Below are 21,415 nucleotides of genomic sequence, written 5' to 3'. Positions count from 1 at the left end.
GTTGACTATCAGAACCAGGTTTCCATCTGGACGCCGAAGGTCCAGGCCCCGCCGGCTTTGAAGCCGGTAGCGCCGAAGGCATCGTCGCTGGCGTATTTATCCAGGCGTTTATCCCAGTTCATGTAGCTGGCGTAAACGCGCAGCTCTGGTCGGCTTAAGAGGTTGGAGATATCCCCCACCTTGAACGTCGGTGCAAAGGTCAGCTTGTAGAAGTTGCCGCTGACCTGATTGCGCGAGTTGTACCCCCGCGGGTTCAGGTCCATATATTGATAGCTACCTTCATACGCGAGTGCGAAATTTTCTGTGATTTCCTGAATCAGGCGCGCATTAAATGTCACCCAACTGTAGTCGTCCCCCTGTACGTAGCGGTCTTTGCTGCTTTGAGCCAGCACGGCGGGTGCAAAACTCCAGGTGCGGTTCAGCGCCGTGGTGCCGTAAGTCGCCAGCCGCCAGGTGTCGGCATCTTTGGTCAGGTTGCCGTCGGCGCCGAGAGACTTCACTTCCGCCCCCAGACCGTGGCCGTACAGCACCGCCACTTTAGCCGTCCCCTCTCGCAGCCCGTAGAAGCTATCGCCGTGCCAGGCCGCCATCGCGTGGTAGCCGTTGTCGCCGGCATTGGTATTGGTGACGTGGTTGGCGCTGTTAACGCCGCTATTGGTTTTGACGTCGTTATTGCGGGCATTCAGGCCGCTCAGCATGAACTGGAATGGGCCGACGAAGTTGTTGCTGGTGACGATATAGTTCTGGATCTCGTTGTCCAGCGAGGTGATTTCACCCAGGCTACGGCCGTACATCGAGACGCTGGTTTTCCAGCCGTCCGTCGGCTTGACGTCATAAATGCCGCCGCCGGTACCCGCCAGAAAGATCACGTCGGAGTCGATCCAGTGAATATCGAAGTTGTCGCGGTCAAAACGTTTGCCCGCCCATAACGTGGTGTCTTTGAACGCGCCGGTAAAGGTAGGCAGCGAACCTAGCTCCACAAAGGCTTCGCGCACGTTCAACTGGCTGGTGGTGGCGGTCCAGTCGTTATAGCTGCGTTGCCCGTCCGCCATCATCACCTTGAAGCGCGTGGTGGCGCCGTTGGCCAGTTTGGTGCGGTGCTCCAGTTTCATTTCAAGGTAGGTGTCGTCCTCGTTGCCGAGACGGCCGACATGGCCGCCGGTTTCCCCAGCGGGCGTCATTCCGGGGCCGATATCAGCGTTTGAGCTGGTGGTCGAGCTGTGTGCCGCCAGCCCGGAACGGGCATAGCCGTGAAATTCAAACCCATCAGCAAAGCTGCTTTTGCTGGATAGCGATTTCGTTTGCTGCGCCACCTGTTGGGTCTGCTGCTCGGTTTGTGCGGCGCGTTGCGCCACTTGCTGTGTCTGCTGGGCGACTTGCTGGGTGGCGAACTCCACCTGCTGGGTCTTCTGCTCTACCTGTGACGTGCGGGTGGCAAGCTGTCTGGCCTGTTTTTCCGCCGCATCGGCGCGGGCTTCGGCCTGCCTGGCGCGTTGTTCGGCTTGCTGAAGACGCTGTTCCAAGGCGTTCAGCCGCGTTTCGATGCTGTCCGACGACGCGGCCATCACGAGCGGGGATGCGCATAACGCAAGCCCAATAGCGGCGGCGAGAGAGGTCTGCTTTATCATAATAGGGGGTCTCTTTTAGGTTTGGCTGTCATTGTTTTGCTAAATTGCTAAACCGGTTATGCAAAATGAAGCTAATGGGGGCGAGCGCAGGTTGGCAAGCAATTTTGCGTTCCTGCTGTGGTAACTGTGATCCTGGCGACAAAACCATGACATCCACCGCCGCAAGACGGCGGCGTCAGGGGGATTTTCCCCCACCGGGAAATCGGAAAAGAGAGGATGGCCGGGTGATGCCCCACCGGCTGTGCCGTCGGTGGGGGAGGTGAGTCATATTGTAATTAAATCAGTTGGATGCGTTTTCAGTGTGGGCGAGCTGTCTGGCGTGCGGCAGCGCAGTCATGGCGCCTTTGGCCGTGGTCGCCAGCGCGCCGCAGCGCTGCGCCTGATCAACCATCGGCCGCCAGTCCATAATGTCAAATGGACTGTCATGCTGCGCCAACGCGGCCAACATACCGGCGACAAACGCATCGCCCGCGCCGGTGGTGTCTATCGGTATGACGCGCTGGGCCGGAAAATGCTGTAAGTATCGGCCATTGTGCAGCCATACGCCGTTACCGCCCAGTGTCAGCAGCAGACGCCGTATCGGGTAGCGCGCCATCAGCGCGGCGGTGCCCTGTGGGATATCGCGGGTGCCGCTGAGCAGGTGGAATTCCTCTTCGGACAATTTCACCACATCCGCTAACTTCAGCGCCTGATCCAGGTTATCTCTCAGCGTTTGGCGGCAAGGCCACAGGTCTTCGCGGATGTTCGGATCGAAACTGACCCAGCCCTGGGTTTCCCGAATACGCTGCATCGCCAGCAATGCGGTACTGCGGGAGGGTTCGCGCGACAGGGCGATGGAGCAGAGGTGCAGCCATTCCCCCGGCTGGAAATCGGGCAAGTCGTCCGGTTGTAGAAACAGGTCGGCGCTGGGCCGCACCATGAAGGTGAAAGTACGTTCGCCTTGCGCATCCAGGCTCACCACCACCGTGGAGGTGCGGTGCTCCGCATCCGGTTGCATATGGCGAACATCCACCTGCTCGCGGGCCAATACATCGCGCAGGAAATGACCAAATACATCCTCGCCGACGCGGCCGATAAAACCGCTGTGCCCACCTAATCGGGCCACACCTACGGCGACATTGGCAGGGGCGCCGCCTGGGCATTTCAGATAGCGATCTTCGCCTTCTGGAATGAGGTCGACCACCGCATCGCCCATAACCCATACTTTATGAGACATAATCACACTCTTCATCGAGGATAGTTAAACTGTTCGCTAACATAGAAGAAACGGTTTAGCTAATCAACTTATTGATGGGCGAGGGGGATGAAAAGCGTCTCACCTGCGGAGAAAAAACGGCAGATTTGGCCCCATTGCGCCGTAGACATGCGTATCGCCACCGGCTTTAAAGGAAATGGGATAAAACAATATTCAGCTAATTCAATCACTGAATTTTATTTTTCAATAATTATTACCGGGGTAAGGATATATCCCTCAAATAATTCGAGTTGCAGAAAGACGGCAAGTGAGTGAATCCCGATGAGCTTATTCAGGTAAGTGATTCAGGTAAGTGATTCGGGTGAGCGACAAATAGACATCTGTTTATTTGAACGCTGCTTGCTGCGGCCGGAAGGGCGAGGCCCATTGATGGGCCGAGTCACGCAGCCAACACATCTGCAACTTGAATATGACGGGTATATTTATTTTTAAATATTATTTATCGACTAACATTTATCGACTAACGAATGCCGCAGCGGTGATAAGTCGCTTTTTTATTTATAAAAATTATCTTGTCACTGCTTATTTGTTTTCCATACTTAATAAATAGTCAGGTGTTTTATTGATGAGGTCAGCCGATGCCCGAGGCAGTCCATGTGGAACTGTTATCCGCACCCTATTTTCATTATTGGGGTAAAGCGCAGTCGTCTTCTGAAAATGAAAACGGCGCGGCTTATCATTTATTGCCTTATCACGGTCTGGATGTGGCGGCCTGCGGTTATTGGCTGGTGAAACATAACCGTTTTCATGCCCGCGACCACCTACAGGCGTTGGGGTTGCATGAAGAACACGCCGCATTATGGTTGGCATGGTTTTTGGCCTGGCACGATATCGGTAAATTTGCCCGCGGGTTCCAACGGCTGTACCAAAACCCGGATGCCCCGTTGGTGCAATCAACGGGGCAGGTGTCTTCGGCGCGCCATGATTCGTTAGGTCTGTGGTTGTGGCGATACCAACTCTATGACCGCTGGCAGCAGGATGCCGACTGGCTGCCGACGGTTTCCCGCGCCGATAAGTTTCATCATGTGATGGATCTGTGGTTGCGGCTGATGTGCGGCCATCATGGCCAACCGCCGGTGGAAGACGATAACGGCGCACTGGCATTTCACCCGGATGACATTCTGGCCGCTCAGGCCTATCTCACCGACCTGCGCACGGTGTTTCCTGAATTAACCGCGTTTCCCGATACATTTAGCGATCGACGCTGGCGGGCATTATTGCAACAGCAAAGCTGGCCGTTAGCCGGTTGTGTGGTACTGGCTGATTGGATCGGCTCGTCACAGGCGGATTTCCCTTATCACGCCGGCCCCCTCGCCCTGGCGGACTACTGGCATCAACATGCGTTACCGCAGGCGGAAAGCGCGGTGTTGCGTCTGCCTGCCGCCTGCCATGTCGCGCCGTTTCAGAGCATGAACGCGCTGTTTCCCTTTATTACTCAGCCAACGCCGTTGCAGCAACAAGCCATGTCGGTGGATATCAACACGCCCGGCCCTCAGTTGTTTTTACTGGAGGACGTTACCGGGGCGGGAAAAACCGAGGCCGCGTTGGTGTTGACGCACCGATTGCTGAGCGCTGGGTTCGGCGATGGGGTGTACGTCGGTCTGCCGACGATGGCGACCGCCAACGCCATGTACCGGCGGCTGGCGACAGCGTACCGCATGCTGTTTAACGAGCCCGGCTCGCCATCGCTGATGTTGGCGCATGGCGCGCGCGACATGGTGACGGATTTTCAATTGTCGCTATGGGCGCCGGAACAGACCGGGCCGATGCGGTATGGCCCGGATGAAAACAGCGCCAGCGCAGCGTGCAACCAGTGGTTTGCCGACTCACGCAAAAAGGCGCTGCTGGCGGATGTCGGCGTCGGCACGCTCGATCAGGCGTTGATGGCGGTGATGCCATTCCGGCATCAGTCGCTGCGTCTGTTGGGGTTTAACGGCAAAATTCTGCTGTTGGATGAAGTCCATGCTTATGACGCCTATACCAGCCGCCTGTTGGAGAACCTGCTGGCTTTCCACGCCAGTCAGGGCGGCAGCGCGATCATTCTTACCGCTACGCTGGCGGCATCGCAGCGGGAGCGGCTGGTGCAGGCGTTCTACCGCGGGGTACAACAGCCGCCCGGCACGTTGGCGAAGCAGGCGGGTTATCCCTGGTTTACTCAAGTGAATGTGCAGGCGTTGCATGAATGGCCGCTGGCAACCCGAGCCGAGGTTTGTCGTACCGTGGCGGTGGACTGGTTATCCCGCAGCGCCGAGGCCATTGCGCTGATTCGTCGGTCGGTGGCGGCCGGGCAATGCGTATGCTGGATCCGCAATACGGTGGACGACGCGATAGCCGCCTGGCGGCAACTGTGTCAGTGCGATGAGATAGCGCCGGATGACGTGCTGCTATTCCACAGCCGGTTTGCGTTTTGCGACCGGCTGGCGATTGAGGATACGGCGGTCGAGCGCTTCGGTAAGCACAGCGACGGCCGTGCCCGGCGCGGCAAGGTATTGATTGCTACGCAGGTGGTGGAACAGTCGCTGGATATTGATGTGGATGTGATGATAAGCGATCTCGCGCCGGTGGATTTGCTCATCCAGCGGGCCGGGCGTTTGCAACGTCACATTCGCCGGGCCGACGGTGGTTGTAAGCGGCCAGACGACGCCGCGCCGCGGCAGGATGACCGCCCCGCGCCGGTGTTGTGGGTGCTGGCGCCGGAATGGCAACCGGACGCCGGGCGCGACTGGTTGGGTGCAGAGCTGCGCGGCACCGGCGCGGTGTATTCGCATCAGGCGGTGTTATGGCGCACTCAGGCGATATTGCGTGAACGCGGTGCGCTACGTATGCCGGAAGAGGCGCGTTTGCTGATAGACAGTGTGTATGAGCAACGTATTGCGGCACCTGCCGCATTAGAAGCGGGGGATTATCAGGCGGAAGGAAAACAGTTAGGCGATCGCACCATCGCGGCGCAATCCTCGTTGACGTTCTCATTGGGATATTGCGCGGCGGCAGCCCAGCGTGGCTGGAGCGATGACGCCGAGCTGTTTACTCGTGCCGGTGAAGACTCTCTGGATGTGTATCTGGCCTGGCGCGCCGACCACGACGACGCGCTACCACGGCCCTATGCCGGCGAGGGGGAATTCGGCTGGGAAAAAAGCCGCCTGTCGGTACGCCGGAACTGGTGGCGGCAGCACGAAAAACAGTGGCCGACGCTACAGGGCGAGGCGCGGGAACGTTTTCGGCAACAACTGCACCGCCCCGGCGCCGAGGTGCTGCTGCTGACGCCGGGCGAAGCGGCGGATTACTACCATGCAGATCGGGGACTCGTTGCGCGGTAGTCAGTGCATGATGAATTTGGTCGCCAAATCATCAGATTGTTGAGAACCCTTCTGGTTGCGCGCCATAGCCTTTTGTGGCGTATCAAAACTGTGCTGAGGTGGGTGACTTCGTCGGGTGAGCCGCATGGATGCGGCGAAAGCCCGTGTCGCGCCGGACAAAAACGCCAGGAGCGTTTTTGAACAGCGTTTACGCTGGCCCGAAGGGCGAGCCCCAGGGATGGGGCGAGTAACCGCGTCACGGGCGGCCCGGACAGCGAAGTTGAACGCCGAAGGTCGCGCGTCGCGCCACAGTTTCGCCGCCAGCCAGAGGTCAAAGAGAGGCGGCGTTTGAGCCTCTCCTTGTTGGGCGTGCGTCGGGGTTGCAAAGGAACAATCCGGTTATCACGCACAAAACGTTTCACTGTTCCAACATAAATTTGTCTGTCATACGACCATGGCGCTGTTTGTCCACAGCCTCAAGGTAATACGACTGTTTTTTCACAGTCTTTTTACTGCGTTAGCAGTTTTGTCCACCGGGAAACATCGGTGCCACTGGCGCGAACTCTGGCCGCGCGGAGGCAGAAAACAATAACAGGAATCATGACGACCTCACGGATGAGGCCTTACTGAAGAGGTAGGTTCATGTTTTCACTGATTGACACACCCTGGTTATCTGTAGTGGGCGCGGATGGACACCGTACTCGCATTTCTCCACGGCAACTGACCGACGACCGGATTATCGATCTGGCGTGTCCACGGCCCGATTTTCAGGGCGCCGCCTGGCAACTGCTGATCGGCCTGTTGCAAACCGCTTATGCCCCATCGGATGAGGAAGCGTGGGAAGATATCTGGCACGACGGGCTGGGCGACGGCTGGATACAGGCACTGGACGGTCTGGCGCCTGCGCTCCAGTTCGGTGCCGACAAGCCGGCGTTTATGCAGGATTTCTCATCGCTGGATGCCGACAACAGCCCGATTGCCGGTTTGCTGATCGACGCGCCGGGCGGCAACACCCTTAAGCTCAACAAAGACCACTTCGTCAAACGCGATGCGGTGAGCGCCATCTGCCCGCACTGCGCCGCGCTGGCGCTTTACACATTGCAAACCAACGCGCCGTCGGGCGGCGTCGGCCACCGGGTCGGCGTGCGCGGCGGCGGCCCGATTACCACACTGCTGATGCCTTACGATGCACATACGCCGGTGCCGCTGTGGCGCAAACTGTGGGCTAACGTCACCTCTGGCGAGCGCGGCCGCTGCGAAGCCGACGTCTTCCCCTGGCTGGCTGCCACCCGCACCAGCGAAGGCGATAAAGACAAGGTGACGCCGGAAAATGCGCACCCGTTGCAGGCGTTCTGGGGCATGCCGCGCCGTATCGAGCTGGATTTCAGTCACACCGAATCCGGGCGTTGCGACCTGTGCGGCGATAAGTCCGACCATCTGCTGACGCACTACCGCACCAAAAACTACGGCGTACAGTACGAACACTGGCGGCACCCGCTGACGCCGTATCGCCAGTCGAACAAAGACGGCATGTTGCTGTCGGTAAAAGGCCAGCCGGGCGGGTTGTCGTACCGCGACTGGCTGGGGCTGGTACTGGGTACGAAGGATACACTCAATGACACGCTCCCCGCCTGCGTGGTGAGCCTCAGTCATCAGCGCGTGCCGCTGCGCCAGAAAGTCGGGCTGTGGTGCTTCGGTTACGACATGGACAACATGAAAGCCCGTTGTTGGTACGAACACCGCGTGCCGGTGTGGAAAGAGATCACCCCAGCGGTGCGCGATTACCTGCCGCTGGGCGTGCAGATGGCGCACGACGCCCAGCAACTGCTGCGCCAGTCGGTGAAAGCCGCCTGGTTCAGCCGACCGAAAGACGTGGGCGGCGATTTTAGCGTTATCGATGTGTCGTTCTGGCAGGAAACCGAACAGTTTTTCCGGCAGCTCTATCGTTCTATTGCCGGGGGTAATTGCCCGATTGCGGCGCTTAACGCCTGGCGCAATCAGCTTTACATGTACCTGATCGGTACTTTCGATCGCCTCACGTTCGGCAACCCGGATCAGCAAGGGGATTTGACGCGCGCGGTAGAAGCGCGCAGCGAGATGGTGAAGCTGTTTTACGGCCAGAAATCGATGAAAAAATTGAAGGCATTGCAACCACAGGAGGTGTCGGCAAATGGGTAATACCGCAGCAATGCTGGTGATAGACCCACGCGCGGCGAGGGAAATCGGTATCTGGTTCAGTGAATTACAGAACCGATATAACGACAACTACAACGGACGGGCGGAGCGGGCGGCGTTGCGGCGCGCCGCCGCCCCTTATGGCGCGCTCACTTGTCAGGGGTTTATGCGGCTGTCGAATAGGCTGGCCGAGGTGATTGGTGATAAGGAACATCGCCTGCTGGCGGTGGCGATATTTGCCGCCGTGGCGGCCCATGCCGACGGGAACGACGACAAGAAAAGTTTCGCCGCGCAACTGGGGGAAAAGGTCAGCGCCGGCAGTGACCGCCGCTACCTGTCCGAACTGCGTTTTGAGCGGCTGTTACGGGCGCAAACGCCGGAAGAGTTATGCCGTCTGTTGATTCGGGCAGTCAGGATCCGCGGCCGTGACGGCGTTAATCTGCCGTCGCTGGCGGATGGCATCTTGCTGTGGATGGAGGAATGGCAGGCCCGGCAGCACAACCTGGCAATACAACCGAATCCGTTAAAACGCAACGCCGTGCGCTGGGCGTGCGAATACAACCAGAAAACTCAGGAACCGGCGCCAGACGCGCTGCCGCCAGAGCCTGAGGCGGTTAGTGGAAACCCATCGAACGATAATAAGGAACCGGCATGACCACCTTTATTCAATTGCATTTTTTGACCGCTTACGCGCCCGCCAACCTCAACCGTGACGACACCGGCCGCCCGAAAACCGCCATCGTCGGCGGGGTAGAGCGGTTACGGGTGTCATCCCAAAGCCTGAAGCGCGCCTGGCGCACGTCCGACGTGTTTGAAAACGCGCTGGGCGAGCACATCGGCAAGCGCACCCGGCGGCTGGGGCGTGAGGTGTATCAGCAACTGATTGATGGTGGCGTAACCACCAAAACCGCAGAAGAAGCGGCGAAAGAGATTGCCGGGCAGTTCGGCAAACTGAAAAAAGAAGAGAAAAACGGCGAGGATCCACTGGCGAAATTCGACATCGAACAACTGGCGCACGTCAGCGTGCCGGAGCGGGCGCGGGTGGATCAACTGGTCGCGACGCTGATTGCCGAACCCCGCAAACCCAACAGCGAAGAGTTGAAACTGCTGCGCAAAGCGGTGGCGAGCGTCGACATCGCGCTGTTCGGCCGTATGTTGGCATCCAGCCCGGAGTTCAATGTGGAAGCGGCTTGCCAGGTAGCGCACGCGCTGGGCGTCAGCGCGGTGACGGTGGAGGACGATTTCTTCACCGCGGTGGATGACCTCAACACCGGCGACGACAACAGCGGCTCCGGCCACATGGGTGAACAGGGTTTTGCCTCGGCGTTGTTTTATCAATACATCTGCATCGACCGGGATCGGTTGCTGGAAAATCTGGGCGGGGACGCGGCGCTGGGGGAAACCGCGCTCACCGTGTCGCCCACCGGCAAGCAGAACAGTTTCGCCTCCCGCGCCTATGCCTCTTACGTGCTGGCGGAGCGAGGGTCAGCGCAGCCGCGTGCGCTGTCGGTGGCATTCTTTAAACCGGTGCGCAGCGCTGAACCGCTGGAGACAGCCATCACCGCGCTGAAAAACCAACAGGAAAAGTTCAATCGCGCGTATGGCGCCGACGGCATGACCGACTGCGTGATGGATATCGAAGCTGGTGTCGGCAGCCTGCCGCAACTGTTGGATTTCATCAGCCAGTGAGGCCGGCATGACAGAATATCTGGTGTTTCAGCTCTATGCGCCGCTGGCCTCTTGGGGGGAGCCGGCGGTAGGCGAAGTGCGTCATACTTCGCCGGTGCCGAGCCGTTCAGCGTTGTTGGGATTGCTGGCGGCAGCGCTGGGTATCCGGCGTGACGAAGAGGAACGGCTGGCGCAGTTTAACGCGCACTACCGTTTCGCCTTAAGGGCATTGTCCCGCCGAGAGGGTTGGCTGCGGGACTACCATACCGTGCAGATGCCGCGTGAAGAGCGCAAACGGGTGCGTTATACCCGGCGTGATGAACTGTGCTCCGACCCGGGGCAAGGGCTGGAAACGCTGCTGACCGCCCGTGAATACCGCTGCGATGCGTATTACCACGTGGCGGTGAGCGCCACCGACGGTGCGCCCGTCACGCTTTCGCGATTGGCTGATGCCCTGCGAACCCCAGTGTTCCCGCTGTATCTCGGCCGTAAAAGTTGCCCGCCGGCGTTGCCGCTGGCGCCGCATCTGTTGCACGGATCATTGGCTGAGGTGTGGCAACAGGTTAACGCTACGCCGTTGCTCAATGAACCGGCGCTGGCGTTCATCAACCAGCCGGACGGCAGTTGCTACTGGGAAGCGGGCGAAGAGGTTGAGGTGGAAGGCGCAGTTCTGGAGGTGGTGCGCGGCGACCAGCCGGCCAGCCGTCGGCGCTGGCAGTTCACCACGCGGATACAGCGCCACGGCGTGCTGAAAGGAGGTCGGTAATGTTTTTTTCCCGGGTCACGCTGCAACCGGCGGCGCTGCCGTCGGTCATGGCGGAGAAATGGCAGACCACGCCGGTCTATGCCAGCCACCAGTGGTTGTGGCAACTGTTCCCGCAAGAAGGATCGCGCGGCTTTCTGTTTCGGCAAGACGACCATGCGACGCTTAGCCGCTATTACCTGCTCTCGGCCTGTGCGCCCCGCCAGGATCACAACCTGTTTGTGGTGGAAACCAAACCCTGGCAACCGCAACTGAACGCCGGGATGCCACTGGCGTTTTCCCTGCGCGCCAATCCGGTGGTGACGCGCCGGCAAAAGCGGTGCGATGTGCTGATGGACGCCAAATATCACGCCAAAGCGCAGGGTGCGGACTCAGCGGAAATTTGGCCGCGCCAACAGCAGGCCGCCGTCGACTGGCTGGTTAGGCAGGGCGAACGCGGCGGGTTTGCGGTACATGCTTGTCACGTTGACGGTTATCAACGCCATCGGTTGTATAAACCGCAGCAGAGCGGGCCGGTCAGTTTCAGTTCGGTGGACTTTGACGGCTTACTGCGTATCACCGACGCGAAGCGTTTTGCCGAGACGGTGAGCCAAGGGCTGGGGAAAAGCCGGGCGCTGGGGTGCGGGCTGTTGTTGCTACGCCGGGCCTGAGCGGGAGGTTGCCATGTCGTTTGTTCCGCTTAGCCCGATCCCGTTAAAAGACCGCACGTCGATGATTTTTCTGCAATACGGGCAGATTGACGTGGTGGACGGCGCTTTTGTGTTGATCGACAAAACCGGTGTGCGTACCCATATTCCGGTCGGTTCGGTGGCTTGCATCATGCTGGAGCCGGGCACGCGCGTCTCCCATGCGGCGGCCAAGCTGGCGGCTACCGTCGGCACGCTGTTGGTGTGGGTGGGCGAGGCCGGGGTGAGGTTATATGCCGCCGGACAACCGGGCGGCGCGCGTTCCGACCGGTTGTTGTATCAGGCGAAGCTGGCGTTGGATGAAGAACTGCGGCTGAAAGTGGTGCGACGCATGTTCGAACTGCGTTTTGGCGAACCGGCGCCGAGCCGCCGCTCCGTGGAGCAACTGCGCGGCATTGAAGGCGCGAGGGTACGCCAAACTTACAGCCTGCTGGCGAAGCAGTTCGGCGTGAAATGGGATGGCCGTCGCTACGATCCGAAAGACTGGGCGCGCGGCGACAAGGCTAACCAGTGCATCAGCGCCGCCACCGCCTGCCTCTACGGTATTACCGAAGCGGCGATACTGGCGGCAGGTTACGCGCCCGCCATCGGTTTTATCCACAGCGGTAAGCCGTTATCGTTTGTTTACGATATTGCCGACATCATCAAGTTTGACGGTGTGGTGCCTAAAGCGTTCGAGATTGCGGCTCGGAACCCGCCGGAGCCGGATCGCGAGGTGCGGGTCGCCTGTCGCGATATTTTCCGTAGCCAGCAAACGTTGGCCAAACTGATCCCCTTGATTGAGGACGTGCTGGCCGCCGGTGAGATAGAGCCGCCGCAGGCGCCGCCGGACGCGCAACCACCGGCCATTCCCGAACCGACGCCGTTTGGCGATGCCGGACACCGGGGGCATGGCGCATGAGCATGCTGGTGGTGGTCACGGAAAATGTACCGCCGCGTTTGCGCGGCCGACTGGCGGTCTGGCTGCTGGAGGTGCGTGCCGGGGTCTATGTGGGCGACACCTCGCGGCGGATTCGCGAAATGATCTGGCAGCAGGTGGTGGAACTGGCGGAACAAGGTAATGTGGTGATGGCCTGGGCCACCAATACTGAGTCCGGTTTCGAGTTCCAAACCTTCGGTGAAAACCGCCGGATGCCGGTGGATCTCGACGGACTGCGATTAGTCTCTTTTCACCCTGTTGAAAATCAGTGAGTTAGCGTTCTTTAACAACCGGGAAAAATCGGTGGAATTTTATTGCCTTTAAAATGCCTTATAAAACAGGTATATATTTTTAGAGTGTTCCCCGCGCCAGCGGGGATAAACCGCGTACCGGCACCGACTCCACCGGCAGACGGAAGTGTTCCCCGCGCCAGCGGGGATAAACCGGATAAATAAGTAAAAACATGTTATTCCACAGGGTGTTCCCCGCGCCAGCGGGGATAAACCGGTAATGTTATGAGCGCCGCCGCCGATGCTGGTGTGTTCCCCGCGCCAGCGGGGATAAACCGTGTGTTTTGCTCATAGTATGATAGAATATCAGGTGTTCCCCGCGCCAGCGGGGATAAACCGTGAGGCGCTAGTCGAGAAGGCCGGGCGTGAAAGTGTTCCCCGCGCCAGCGGGGATAAACCGTGGGCGACTCAGGATAGTTTCTGGTGCGGCAAGTGTTCCCCGCGCCAGCGGGGATAAACCGTGTTCACGCGCATCTTCCACCCACTGACCGCCGTGTTCCCCGCGCCAGCGGGGATAAACCGATTACATCGATCAGAATTTTGGCGGCAGCCGGGTGTTCCCCGCGCCAGCGGGGATAAACCGATACGGAGCGCCCCACACAGGCGTCGTGCCGAGTGTTCCCCGCGCCAGCGGGGATAAACCGAGTGCTTGCACTATAAACAAACAGAATAGGCGGTGTTCCCCGCGCCAGCGGGGATAAACCGCCGTGATGATTGCGACATCACGGCTTTATTTTGTGTTCCCCGCGCCAGCGGGGATAAACCGTGTGACTCGTGGCCGAGATGTCGGATATCTCAGTGTTCCCCGCGCCAGCGGGGATAAACCGTAACGAAAGGGGCGTCAGATGTTAAAGAAACTGTGTTCCCCGCGCCAGCGGGGATAAACCGCCAAATTGATATATCAACAAAAGCCGCTAACGGTGTACCGAACTGCTGTTGCTGGCACAGCGTCAGTTTGGCGCGGCGTAACAACCATGACTGAATTGGCGTCTATTAGTTGCGGGCCCGGTTGGGGCTGTTCGCTTGTAATTCGCGGACAAACCTGTCTTTTGCGTAAGTGAAGTCTTGAACGGTTTTCTCTGTACCCCATCCGACCCGGCGTACCAATGAACCGAAAAAATTGTCGGGAATGCAGAAATCCGATTTATCTATGACCTCTGCATAAGGGCTGTCTATGCGAACCAGTAAGGAGAGAACCTGGGTGCGCTTAAGCGCATAGCCGCGTTGTCGACAAAAATCGGCAAGGGCTGTTTCGGTATAAAAGAAAATATGTTGGCCACAATCCGGGGCGAGATAATCCCAGTCTTTTCCCTGCTGCTCATAAAACTGTGTCGAGAACACAATGAGATCTGCGTTTGTAGCAAAGATTTCTTCAAGGGATTGCTGCGGCTCCACCAGATGTTCGAACACTTCAAAGGCGGAAATAAGCGCGGGGTGTTTGTCGGATAATTGGTCTATTTTAAAGTAATTAGCGTATTTCGCGCCATCGTAGCGATCGAATGTGAAATATTCGAAGCCGCTATCCCGCATTAATCGTGTTAGCAAGCCTGATGAGCCGCCATAATCAATGCAGTCCATTGTTTTATTAAATCCAATAGTTTCTAGTAAAAATACCAACTGTATCCATGTTTGGATAATGCGCGCAGCCTGACCGACGTCGATATGGACACCTGGTATCGAATATGCCTCATCTAGCCAATAAGGTTTTTCGGTTTGTAAGCTGCCGCAACCGGTACATTCGAAATAATTAACGTTATATTGCGTAAGAACGTTAATTTTATACACCAAAGTAGAATCGGCACCACATAGTCGACATTTGTCGATTAGCGTTTTTTCTTTTGAGCGGCGAAAGAGTTTAAACATATTAACCTGTCTTCTTACCGGAGCGTGGAAATAGAGCGATGAATATTACGTAATCATACTATGCGTCCCGATAATTTTGTGTCAAATCACCTTTGTGGAATAAAGCGATCCGGTCATCGTTGTAAAAAACAGTGCGGTCGCACCATTTCTTCGGTTTGTTCCTGATTTTCTGTATTGCGCGCGGGCCCCAACCGTTTTCTGGCTGATGAAGGGGAATGTGCGCGTTCGTTATGCCCGCGTGAAGAAGGGCCCCCTTTGTTTCCTGAGCGACCGCGTCCCTCCTTTTCTCGCCATTCGGGTGATAGCCTAAGGCGGTTTCAGACGATGGTTATGCATTATGTGCCACTCGTAGCTTGTTATGTGGACGACACCGGCATTTTTTCATTAGAGAGTGTGCGCAATGACACGTTTTATCGGTCTGTATTTAGGTCGGGAAGTGGCATTATGTGCAGTCCGAGATAATTGAACTGATGTATCGGTCGGTTATGGGTCTACGACGATCCACTGGGGAAAGAAGCCGTGGAAGCAGATAATGTCCTGGGAATTATTTCCCGCTATCTGAAGAAGTTGCATGTTTTGACGCTGTGTGTCAGCGACAATAGCGCGTTGTGGTGCGCCAACTGTTTTTATGTGTTTGACGAGGCTCAGGTGGCGTTTTTTCTAATGACCGAAATAGAAACGCGCCATGCGAATATTATGCTGCGTCAGCCGCGAGTGGCCGGTACGGTGAATGGCCAGCCCAAAAGTGTTTTGTTGGTCAGAGGGGTGCAGTTTGTCGGGGAAATTTCCCGTTTGACCGGCGAAGAGGAAACCAGCGCACGCAATCGTTACAATGCGCGTTTTCCCGTGGCCCGCAGTATCTCAGCGCCGATCTGGAAGCTGTCGCTTGATGAGATCAAAATGACGGACAATGCGCTGGGGTTCGGCAAAAAAACATGTGTGGCACCGCCGGCATCCGGTAGCGGCGTCGATATAACCGCATTCATTTCCTGCCCTGGATACGGCACAGCAGGGTATCGCTGTGCCGATGATGACGGGCGCTTTAGCGCAGATGGTGAATCACCTGATTGCGGCTGCCGCGCCAGACCAGCGTCAAATCCCGGCGTTCTTGCTCGAACTTGCCGTCCACCAGCACGTTAATCAGATCAACCACTTCCTTCTGCTCCGGCGTCAGTTCGTCCATGCGGTAGCCCGTCCACATCCAGATATCCTTACCGGGGCATTCGGCGCGGATGCGTCGCACCAGTCGCAGCATCTCCGGGATGTTTTGCGGATGCAGCGGATCGCCGCCGGAGAGGGAAATGCCCTGCAAAGGAATGGTGGTGCTTTGCAGATCCGCAATAATGCGGTCTTCCAGCTCCGGAGTGAAGGGATGGCCTGAGTTCAGACGCCAGGTGCTCTGGTTATAGCAACCGGGGCATTGGTGTTCGCAACCGGAAACAAACAGCGTGCAGCGCGTTCCGGGGCCGTTCACCACGTCAACAGGATAGTATTGGTGATAGTTCATACAGGGTACCGTTCATTCAGCCGTCGGCAGGCGACGGCAATAAGCACAATATCACAGGCTGGCTGCTCGCCATCAGGCGCAAAGACCCGGCTGATGCGATGCCGCGTCAGCCGGCTTGCGTTGTCAGGCGCGGCGGTAGCCACGCCTGTCGCGGGTCGTCAGCCCAGTTGGCCGTTGGCGAGGTGTTTCACCCGGCGTTTGACCTCTTCCTGCTTGCCGGCATTGAACGGACGTGCATCCGGGCTGCCCAGATAACCGCATACCCGACGGGTGACGGAGACGCGCGCCGAATCGTGGTTGCCGCATTGCGGGCAGGTGAACCCTTTGCTGGTGCAGTCGAATTCACCGGTAAAACCACACTCGTAGCACTCGTCGATGGGCGTGTTGGTGCCGTAGTAAGGCACTCGGTTATAGCTGTAATCCCACACGTCCTCCAGCGCCTTGAGGTTATGCTGCAGGTTTGGATATTCGCCGTAACAGATAAAACCACCGTTAGCCAGCGGCGGATAAGGGGCTTCGAAATCAATTTTCTCGTAAGGGTTCACCTTCTTCTCCACATCAAGGTGGAAGCTGTTGGTGTAGTAGCCTTTGTCCGTAACGCCGTGCACCACGCCGAACTCGGCGGTATCCAGACGGCAGAAACGGTCGCACAGATTTTCGCTCGGCGTACTGTAAAGGCTGAAACCGTAACCCGTTTCTTCTTTCCAGCTTTCGGTGGCGGCCTTCAGGCGGGCGACAATCGCCACCGCTTTCTGCCGTAGCGTGGCATCGTCGAATACGTGTACCTCGGTGCCGAACAGCGCATTGATGGTTTCGTGAACGCCGATGTAGCCCAGCGAAATGGAGGCGCGACCGTTTTTGAAAATATCGGCGATGTTGTCGTCCGCTTTCAGACGCACGCCACAAGCCCCTTCCATATAAAGTATAGGCGCTACCCGGGCTTTTACATTTTCTAACCGGGCAATACGGGTCATCAGTGCTTTTTTCGCCAGTTCCAGGCGTTGATCCAGCAGCGTCCAGAAGCGGGCTTCGTCGCCCTTCGCTTCCAGCGCGATGCGCGGCAGGTTGAGGCTGATCACGCCCAGGTTATTGCGGCCATCGTGCACCTGCTGGCCGTTTTCTTCATAAACGCCCAGGAAGCTGCGGCAGCCCATCGGGGTTTTGAACGAACCGGTGACGTCCACCACCTGGTCGTAGTTCAGAACATCCGGGTACATGCGTTTGCTGGCGCACTCCAGCGCCAGTTGTTTGACGTCATAATTCGGGTCGCCCGGTTTGTGGTTGACGCCGTCGCGAATGGCGAACACCAGTTTCGGGAAGACGGCGGTTTTGTGGTTCTTGCCCAGCCCGGCGATGCGGTTGCGCAAGATGGACTGCTGGATCAGCCGCGACTGCCAACTGGTGCCGAGCCCGAAACCGAAGGTGACGAACGGGGTCTGGCCGTTGGCGGTGTGTAGCGTGTTGACTTCGTATTCCAGCGACTGGAAAGCGTCGTAACACTCTTTTTCAGTGCGGCTGTGGGCGTAGCCTTCCGCATCCGGAATGTTCCATTCCCGCGCGACCGCCTTATGCTTCTCGTGGCTGGCGGTGACGAACGGCGCCAGAATTTCGTCGATACGGTTGATGGTGGTGCCGCCGTAAATGTGGCTCGCCACCTGTGCGATAATCTGGGCCGTCACCGCCGTCGCGGTGGAGATGGATTTGGGCGGCTCGATCTCCGCGTTGCCCATTTTGAACCCGCCGGTCAGCATGCCGTTGAGGTCGATCAACATACAGTTGAACATGGGAAAGAACGGGGAGTAGTCGAGATCGTGATAGTGGATCTCGCCGCGTTCATGGGCCAATACCACATCGCGCGGCAGAATATGCTGTTTGGCGTAGTGTTTGGCGACGATACCGGCCAGCAGGTCGCGCTGGGTCGGGATGACTTTGCTGTCCTTGTTGGCGTTTTCATTGAGCAACGCCATGTTGCTCTGTTCGACCAAACCTTGGATTTCCTGATTCAATCGGCCCTGACGCTCGCGTGCGACATCGCGATCGTGGCGGTATTCGATATAGGTGCGCGCCAGCTGTTTGTAACGGCCGGACATCAGCAGGTTTTCCACTGCATTCTGGATTTCGCGGATATCAACACGCGCTTTTCCCTGCATTTGCTGAGCGACGGCACAGGCCACGGTTGCACAGTAGTCCGCATCGTCCACGTCTGCGGCCTGCGCTGCTTTGAGCACGGCATCTTTGATGCGATTTTCATCAAAAGGTACCTGGCAACCGTCCCGTTTAATCACTACTGGTTTCATGTTATTCCTCGGTGTTCTTCCTTCGTTGATGTTATCCACAGGCGGAAGCCGCTGTTGGCAAGGGATGCGGGGGCTGTGGATGCTTTTGTGGATAAACACTACATATAGGCATCTAATAAAATGGTAGACACTATATATTGATTTCCGCCAGTGGTGTGTCGACTTTTATTGCTTCAAGATTGATATAGCGCAAAGAAAAATTTATCTCGGAGACAAAACGAGTAGATGAAAAAACAGCCGATTACGCGGGAAGTCAGGCTACATGCCCCGTCCGGCGATAAACGTTGTTTGGGTTATCAAGGCATCCCGATGTCCGGGTTGTTTTGGTACTGAAATACGCTGCGGGAGAGGGCACCCTGCACACTGGCGGCGCTATTTCGGCGTGGTTAGAGGGAGATCCCGGCCCACGTCGGGGTGACGTAAGGCCGGGAGCGCAATAGCGGGGTGGTGTTAGGCGCTCAGCCAGCCCAGTTTGATGACAAACAGGATGGACAGAATCACCAGCGTGATGTTGACTTCGCTTTTGCGGCCGCTCAGCAGTTTGATCACTGTCCAGGAGATGAAGCCCAGAGCGATGCCGTTGGCGATCGAGTAAGTGAACGGCATCGCCAGTGCGGTGATGGTCACTGGTGCGGCGGTGGTAACGTCGCGCCAGTCGATTTCCGCCAGACCGGATGTCATCAGCACGGCAACGAACAACAGCGCCGGTGCGGTGGCGTATACCGGCACGCTACCGGCCAGCGGAGCGAAGAACAGGCTCAGCAGGAACAGCACCGCCACGACCAGCGCGGTCAAACCGGTACGGCCGCCGGCGCTGACGCCCGCCGCCGATTCGACGTAACTGGTGGTGGTGGAGGTGCCCAGCAGCGAACCGAACAGCGCCGCCATGCTATCTGCAACCAATGCTTTCCCCATTTTGGGGCTGTTGCCCTGTGCATCCACCAGCCCGGCGCGGCGGGTTACGCCGATAAGCGTACCGGTGTTGTCAAACACGTCCACGAACAGGAAGGCGAAGATGACGCTGATCAGGCCGACATTAAGCGCGCCCTTGATATCCAGTTGCAGGAAAGTGGGGGAGAGGGACGGCGGCGCGGAGAAGATGCCGCCGAACGGCGTCAGGCCGATGCCCATCGAGATAAACGTGATGCACAGGATGCCGATCAGCACCGCACCGGTCAGGCGGCGCGCTTCCAGCACCACAATCAGGATGAAGCCCAGCAGCGCCAGCAGCGGGCCCGGTTTGGTCAGATCGCCGATGCCGACCAGCGTGGCCGGGTTATCCACCACGATGCCGGCGCCTTCCAGCGCAATCAGCGCCAGAAACAGGCCGATACCGGCGGCGATGGCGGAGCGCATCGGCAGCGGGATGCTGTTGATGATCAATTCGCGGATCTTGAACAGCGACAGCGCGAAGAACAGTACCGCGGAGAGGAATACCGCACCCAGCGCTATCTGCCAGCTATAGCCCATGTGTAACACGACGGTATAGGTGAAGAAGGCGTTGAGGCCCATGCCCGGCGCCAGCGCCACCGGATAGTTGGCGATAAAACCCATCAATGCCGAGCCAATCGCGGCGGCCAGACAGGTGGCGACGAACACCGACCCTTTGTCCATCCCGGTGGCGCCGAGGATGGTGGGGTTCACAAACAGGATGTAGGCCATTGCCAGGAATGTGGTGATCCCTGCGATGACCTCTGTACGCACCGTGGTGTTGTGCGCCTTGAGCTGGAACAGTTTTTCTAACATTTTTTGTCTCTCTAGTAGTGCCTGATGATTCGTGCGTAGTGATGCCGGGGCGCTGGGCGCCGTGTTTGCCTTCAAAATACGTGCCGATTGTTTTTATGGAACAGCATATGCGGGGCATATTATGTCGCGTTGTATGCCTTCCGACCATCATCACAAAGCAATTAATGTGCCGGAAACGAGCATCAACCTGACTTGGCCTCCCGCCTGCCGGAAATTGACGGATATTGCGCTGTCCCTTGGACTCGTTTTTGCGCGAATGGCGGGATTGTCCGTGATGGTGGCGTCAAACAACGCGGGACAATCATACCCAGATTGGGTTGCGACAGTCTGAAATAAGCGTGTCCGGCGGGTGATAATGCTTTGGGGAGGCTGGACACATTATTCTGTCGTTGGGGGATTATGTCCGACAATGATCAGTGGCTGCACCGGAAAGACGTTGCGGGGTAATTAAACGGGTGCGCGGAAATTATAAACGATTTGGGATTTATCTTGGCAGTATGGCAGACCCCGGATTGGGAGCTGGTGTCTGCCATCGATGTATGCAAGGACCTCAAAATTAATTCAGCAATGAATAGGGATAAAACTTTTCCAGAATAGTCTTATAGTGGCAACGTATATATTTGATAACACCGGCAGGTAATGTCCCAATATACTGATTTTCTTTTCCGGATCGGTAATGAGAACTCTCATCGATATTTCCGATGGTACGTCCGGAAAAAGAGGAAAATGTATATTTTTCACTGCGGACGGAATGATTAAACTGCAGTTTTTCTTTCAGATAGGACTCGATAATTCCATTAGGGTTTTTGACCAAATCTTCCATTTTGATGGTAAGAAAACGGTGGTCATCATAATTCCAATGTCTCAGCCCATGAAGCGGGCCCACAGCGCCATTGTAGAAATCGTCCCGCTCAAGGAATGCCAGTGTAAGATAATATCCTTCTTCTTCAGACACTTCGTTAATGATCTCTCTTTGGCGCGCTAATTCAGGCCAGCCATCCACTGAATGGGTTTTTTTGTGAGAGTGGTATGCGGAAACAATGATATCTAATGGATTCCTGATGATGTGAATACCATCGTCCATTTTATCTTTTATAAAGTCATAAGAAGAATTGGTTAAAATATCAATGCCGTTTGGGTTGTCATTAAAAATATGACTAAGATGACTTGCGGATAAAGGTATCGAGTTTATGGAGCAAAACTCTTCAAGGTATACTCTGAGCCATGAGGTTGCGCATTTATGATGCGATAATATATTTACTCTATTCATCGTTTTATGTTTCTCAAGATCCAATATTATATATCCTGATAATTAAAAAGCT

16 protein-coding genes and 1 CRISPR repeat array are annotated in these 21,415 nt (G+C 57.0%); of the genes, 9 read left to right on the top strand and 7 right to left on the bottom strand.

The genetic code is table 11. The features are described 5' to 3' along the window. Window positions 1-8 precede the first annotated feature (8 nt). Together DPA2511_RS18465 and DPA2511_RS18460 are read right to left on the bottom strand one after the other, a co-directional pair. Window positions 9-1,628 carry a carbohydrate porin gene (locus DPA2511_RS18465; RefSeq protein WP_015855248.1) on the bottom strand — a complete coding sequence of 540 codons (1,620 nt, stop codon included), beginning with the start codon at window positions 1,626-1,628 and terminating at the stop codon, window positions 9-11. Between the two features lie 280 nt (window positions 1,629-1,908). Further along, window positions 1,909-2,844, bottom strand: a complete 936-nt coding sequence (locus DPA2511_RS18460) for an aminoimidazole riboside kinase (protein WP_015855247.1) — start codon at window positions 2,842-2,844, stop codon at window positions 1,909-1,911. A 617-nt stretch (window positions 2,845-3,461) separates the two neighbouring features. On the opposite strand from DPA2511_RS18460, the gene DPA2511_RS18455 reads away from it, so the two are divergent. From DPA2511_RS18455 to cas2e, 8 genes are all read left to right on the top strand, one after another. Continuing rightward, window positions 3,462-6,200, top strand: a complete 2,739-nt coding sequence (locus DPA2511_RS18455; RefSeq protein ID WP_015855246.1) for a CRISPR-associated helicase/endonuclease Cas3 — start codon at window positions 3,462-3,464, stop codon at window positions 6,198-6,200. A gap of 621 nt (window positions 6,201-6,821) precedes the next feature. Continuing rightward, window positions 6,822-8,357 carry a type I-E CRISPR-associated protein Cse1/CasA gene (gene casA / locus DPA2511_RS18450; protein WP_015855245.1) on the top strand — a complete coding sequence of 512 codons (1,536 nt, stop codon included), beginning with the start codon at window positions 6,822-6,824 and terminating at the stop codon, window positions 8,355-8,357. Then, entirely contained in the window at window positions 8,350-9,009 is a 660-nt protein-coding gene (casB, locus tag DPA2511_RS18445; RefSeq protein ID WP_015855244.1) for a type I-E CRISPR-associated protein Cse2/CasB, read from the top strand. The genes casA and casB overlap by 8 nt, the downstream gene beginning before the upstream one ends. Continuing rightward, window positions 9,006-10,043 (top strand): type I-E CRISPR-associated protein Cas7/Cse4/CasC, encoded by a 1,038-nt coding sequence (cas7e, locus tag DPA2511_RS18440; protein ID WP_015855243.1) that lies wholly within the window; start codon window positions 9,006-9,008, stop codon window positions 10,041-10,043. The genes casB and cas7e overlap by 4 nt, the downstream gene beginning before the upstream one ends. A 7-nt stretch (window positions 10,044-10,050) precedes the next feature. Then, complete coding sequence (cas5e, locus tag DPA2511_RS18435) at window positions 10,051-10,788, top strand: type I-E CRISPR-associated protein Cas5/CasD (protein ID WP_015855242.1); 738 nt, start codon at window positions 10,051-10,053, stop codon at window positions 10,786-10,788. Continuing rightward, complete coding sequence (gene cas6e, locus DPA2511_RS18430; RefSeq protein ID WP_015855241.1) at window positions 10,788-11,435, top strand: type I-E CRISPR-associated protein Cas6/Cse3/CasE; 648 nt, start codon at window positions 10,788-10,790, stop codon at window positions 11,433-11,435. Before cas5e ends, cas6e begins: the two co-directional genes overlap by 1 nt. Before the next feature lie 13 nt (window positions 11,436-11,448). Next, window positions 11,449-12,372, top strand: coding sequence for a type I-E CRISPR-associated endonuclease Cas1e (cas1e, locus tag DPA2511_RS18425; protein WP_015855240.1), 924 nt, complete (start codon window positions 11,449-11,451; stop codon window positions 12,370-12,372). Continuing rightward, window positions 12,369-12,662: a type I-E CRISPR-associated endoribonuclease Cas2e gene (gene cas2e, locus DPA2511_RS18420; RefSeq protein WP_015855239.1), complete on the top strand. Its 294-nt coding sequence runs from the start codon at window positions 12,369-12,371 to the stop codon at window positions 12,660-12,662. Before cas1e ends, cas2e begins: the two co-directional genes overlap by 4 nt. 84 nt (window positions 12,663-12,746) lie before the next feature. Further along, a CRISPR array of direct repeats spans window positions 12,747-13,568; the repeat unit is 29 nt; unit sequence GTGTTCCCCGCGCCAGCGGGGATAAACCG. A gap of 105 nt (window positions 13,569-13,673) precedes the next feature. On the opposite strand, the gene DPA2511_RS18415 is transcribed toward cas2e, so the two are convergent. Then, window positions 13,674-14,543: a class I SAM-dependent methyltransferase gene (locus DPA2511_RS18415; protein ID WP_015855238.1), complete on the bottom strand. Its 870-nt coding sequence runs from the start codon at window positions 14,541-14,543 to the stop codon at window positions 13,674-13,676. 519 nt (window positions 14,544-15,062) lie between these two features. Between DPA2511_RS18415 and DPA2511_RS23075 the strand changes: the two genes are divergently transcribed. Beyond that, window positions 15,063-15,683 (top strand): YhbP family protein, encoded by a 621-nt coding sequence (locus DPA2511_RS23075; RefSeq protein WP_155961689.1) that lies wholly within the window; start codon window positions 15,063-15,065, stop codon window positions 15,681-15,683. Here the strand turns inward: DPA2511_RS23075 and nrdG are convergent. The 4 genes from nrdG to DPA2511_RS18390 form a co-directional block, all read right to left on the bottom strand. Next, entirely contained in the window at window positions 15,586-16,050 is a 465-nt protein-coding gene (nrdG, locus tag DPA2511_RS18405) for an anaerobic ribonucleoside-triphosphate reductase-activating protein (RefSeq protein WP_015855236.1), read from the bottom strand. The genes DPA2511_RS23075 and nrdG overlap by 98 nt on opposite strands. A gap of 158 nt (window positions 16,051-16,208) precedes the next feature. Beyond that, window positions 16,209-18,347, bottom strand: coding sequence for an anaerobic ribonucleoside-triphosphate reductase (nrdD, locus tag DPA2511_RS18400; RefSeq protein ID WP_015855235.1), 2,139 nt, complete (start codon window positions 18,345-18,347; stop codon window positions 16,209-16,211). A 450-nt stretch (window positions 18,348-18,797) separates the two neighbouring features. Continuing rightward, window positions 18,798-20,093, bottom strand: coding sequence for an NCS2 family permease (locus DPA2511_RS18395; RefSeq protein ID WP_015855234.1), 1,296 nt, complete (start codon window positions 20,091-20,093; stop codon window positions 18,798-18,800). 556 nt (window positions 20,094-20,649) lie between these two features. Beyond that, window positions 20,650-21,387, bottom strand: coding sequence for a sulfotransferase domain-containing protein (locus DPA2511_RS18390; protein ID WP_153247115.1), 738 nt, complete (start codon window positions 21,385-21,387; stop codon window positions 20,650-20,652). Window positions 21,388-21,415: the final 28 nt, after the last annotated feature.

Origin of the sequence: Musicola paradisiaca NCPPB 2511, from assembly GCF_000400505.1 — a bacterium.
Classification (GTDB): Bacteria; Pseudomonadota; Gammaproteobacteria; order Enterobacterales; family Enterobacteriaceae; genus Musicola; species Musicola paradisiaca.
The sequence above is the reverse complement of the archived record's forward strand: the minus strand, read 5'-3'. Positions and strand labels throughout refer to the sequence as shown.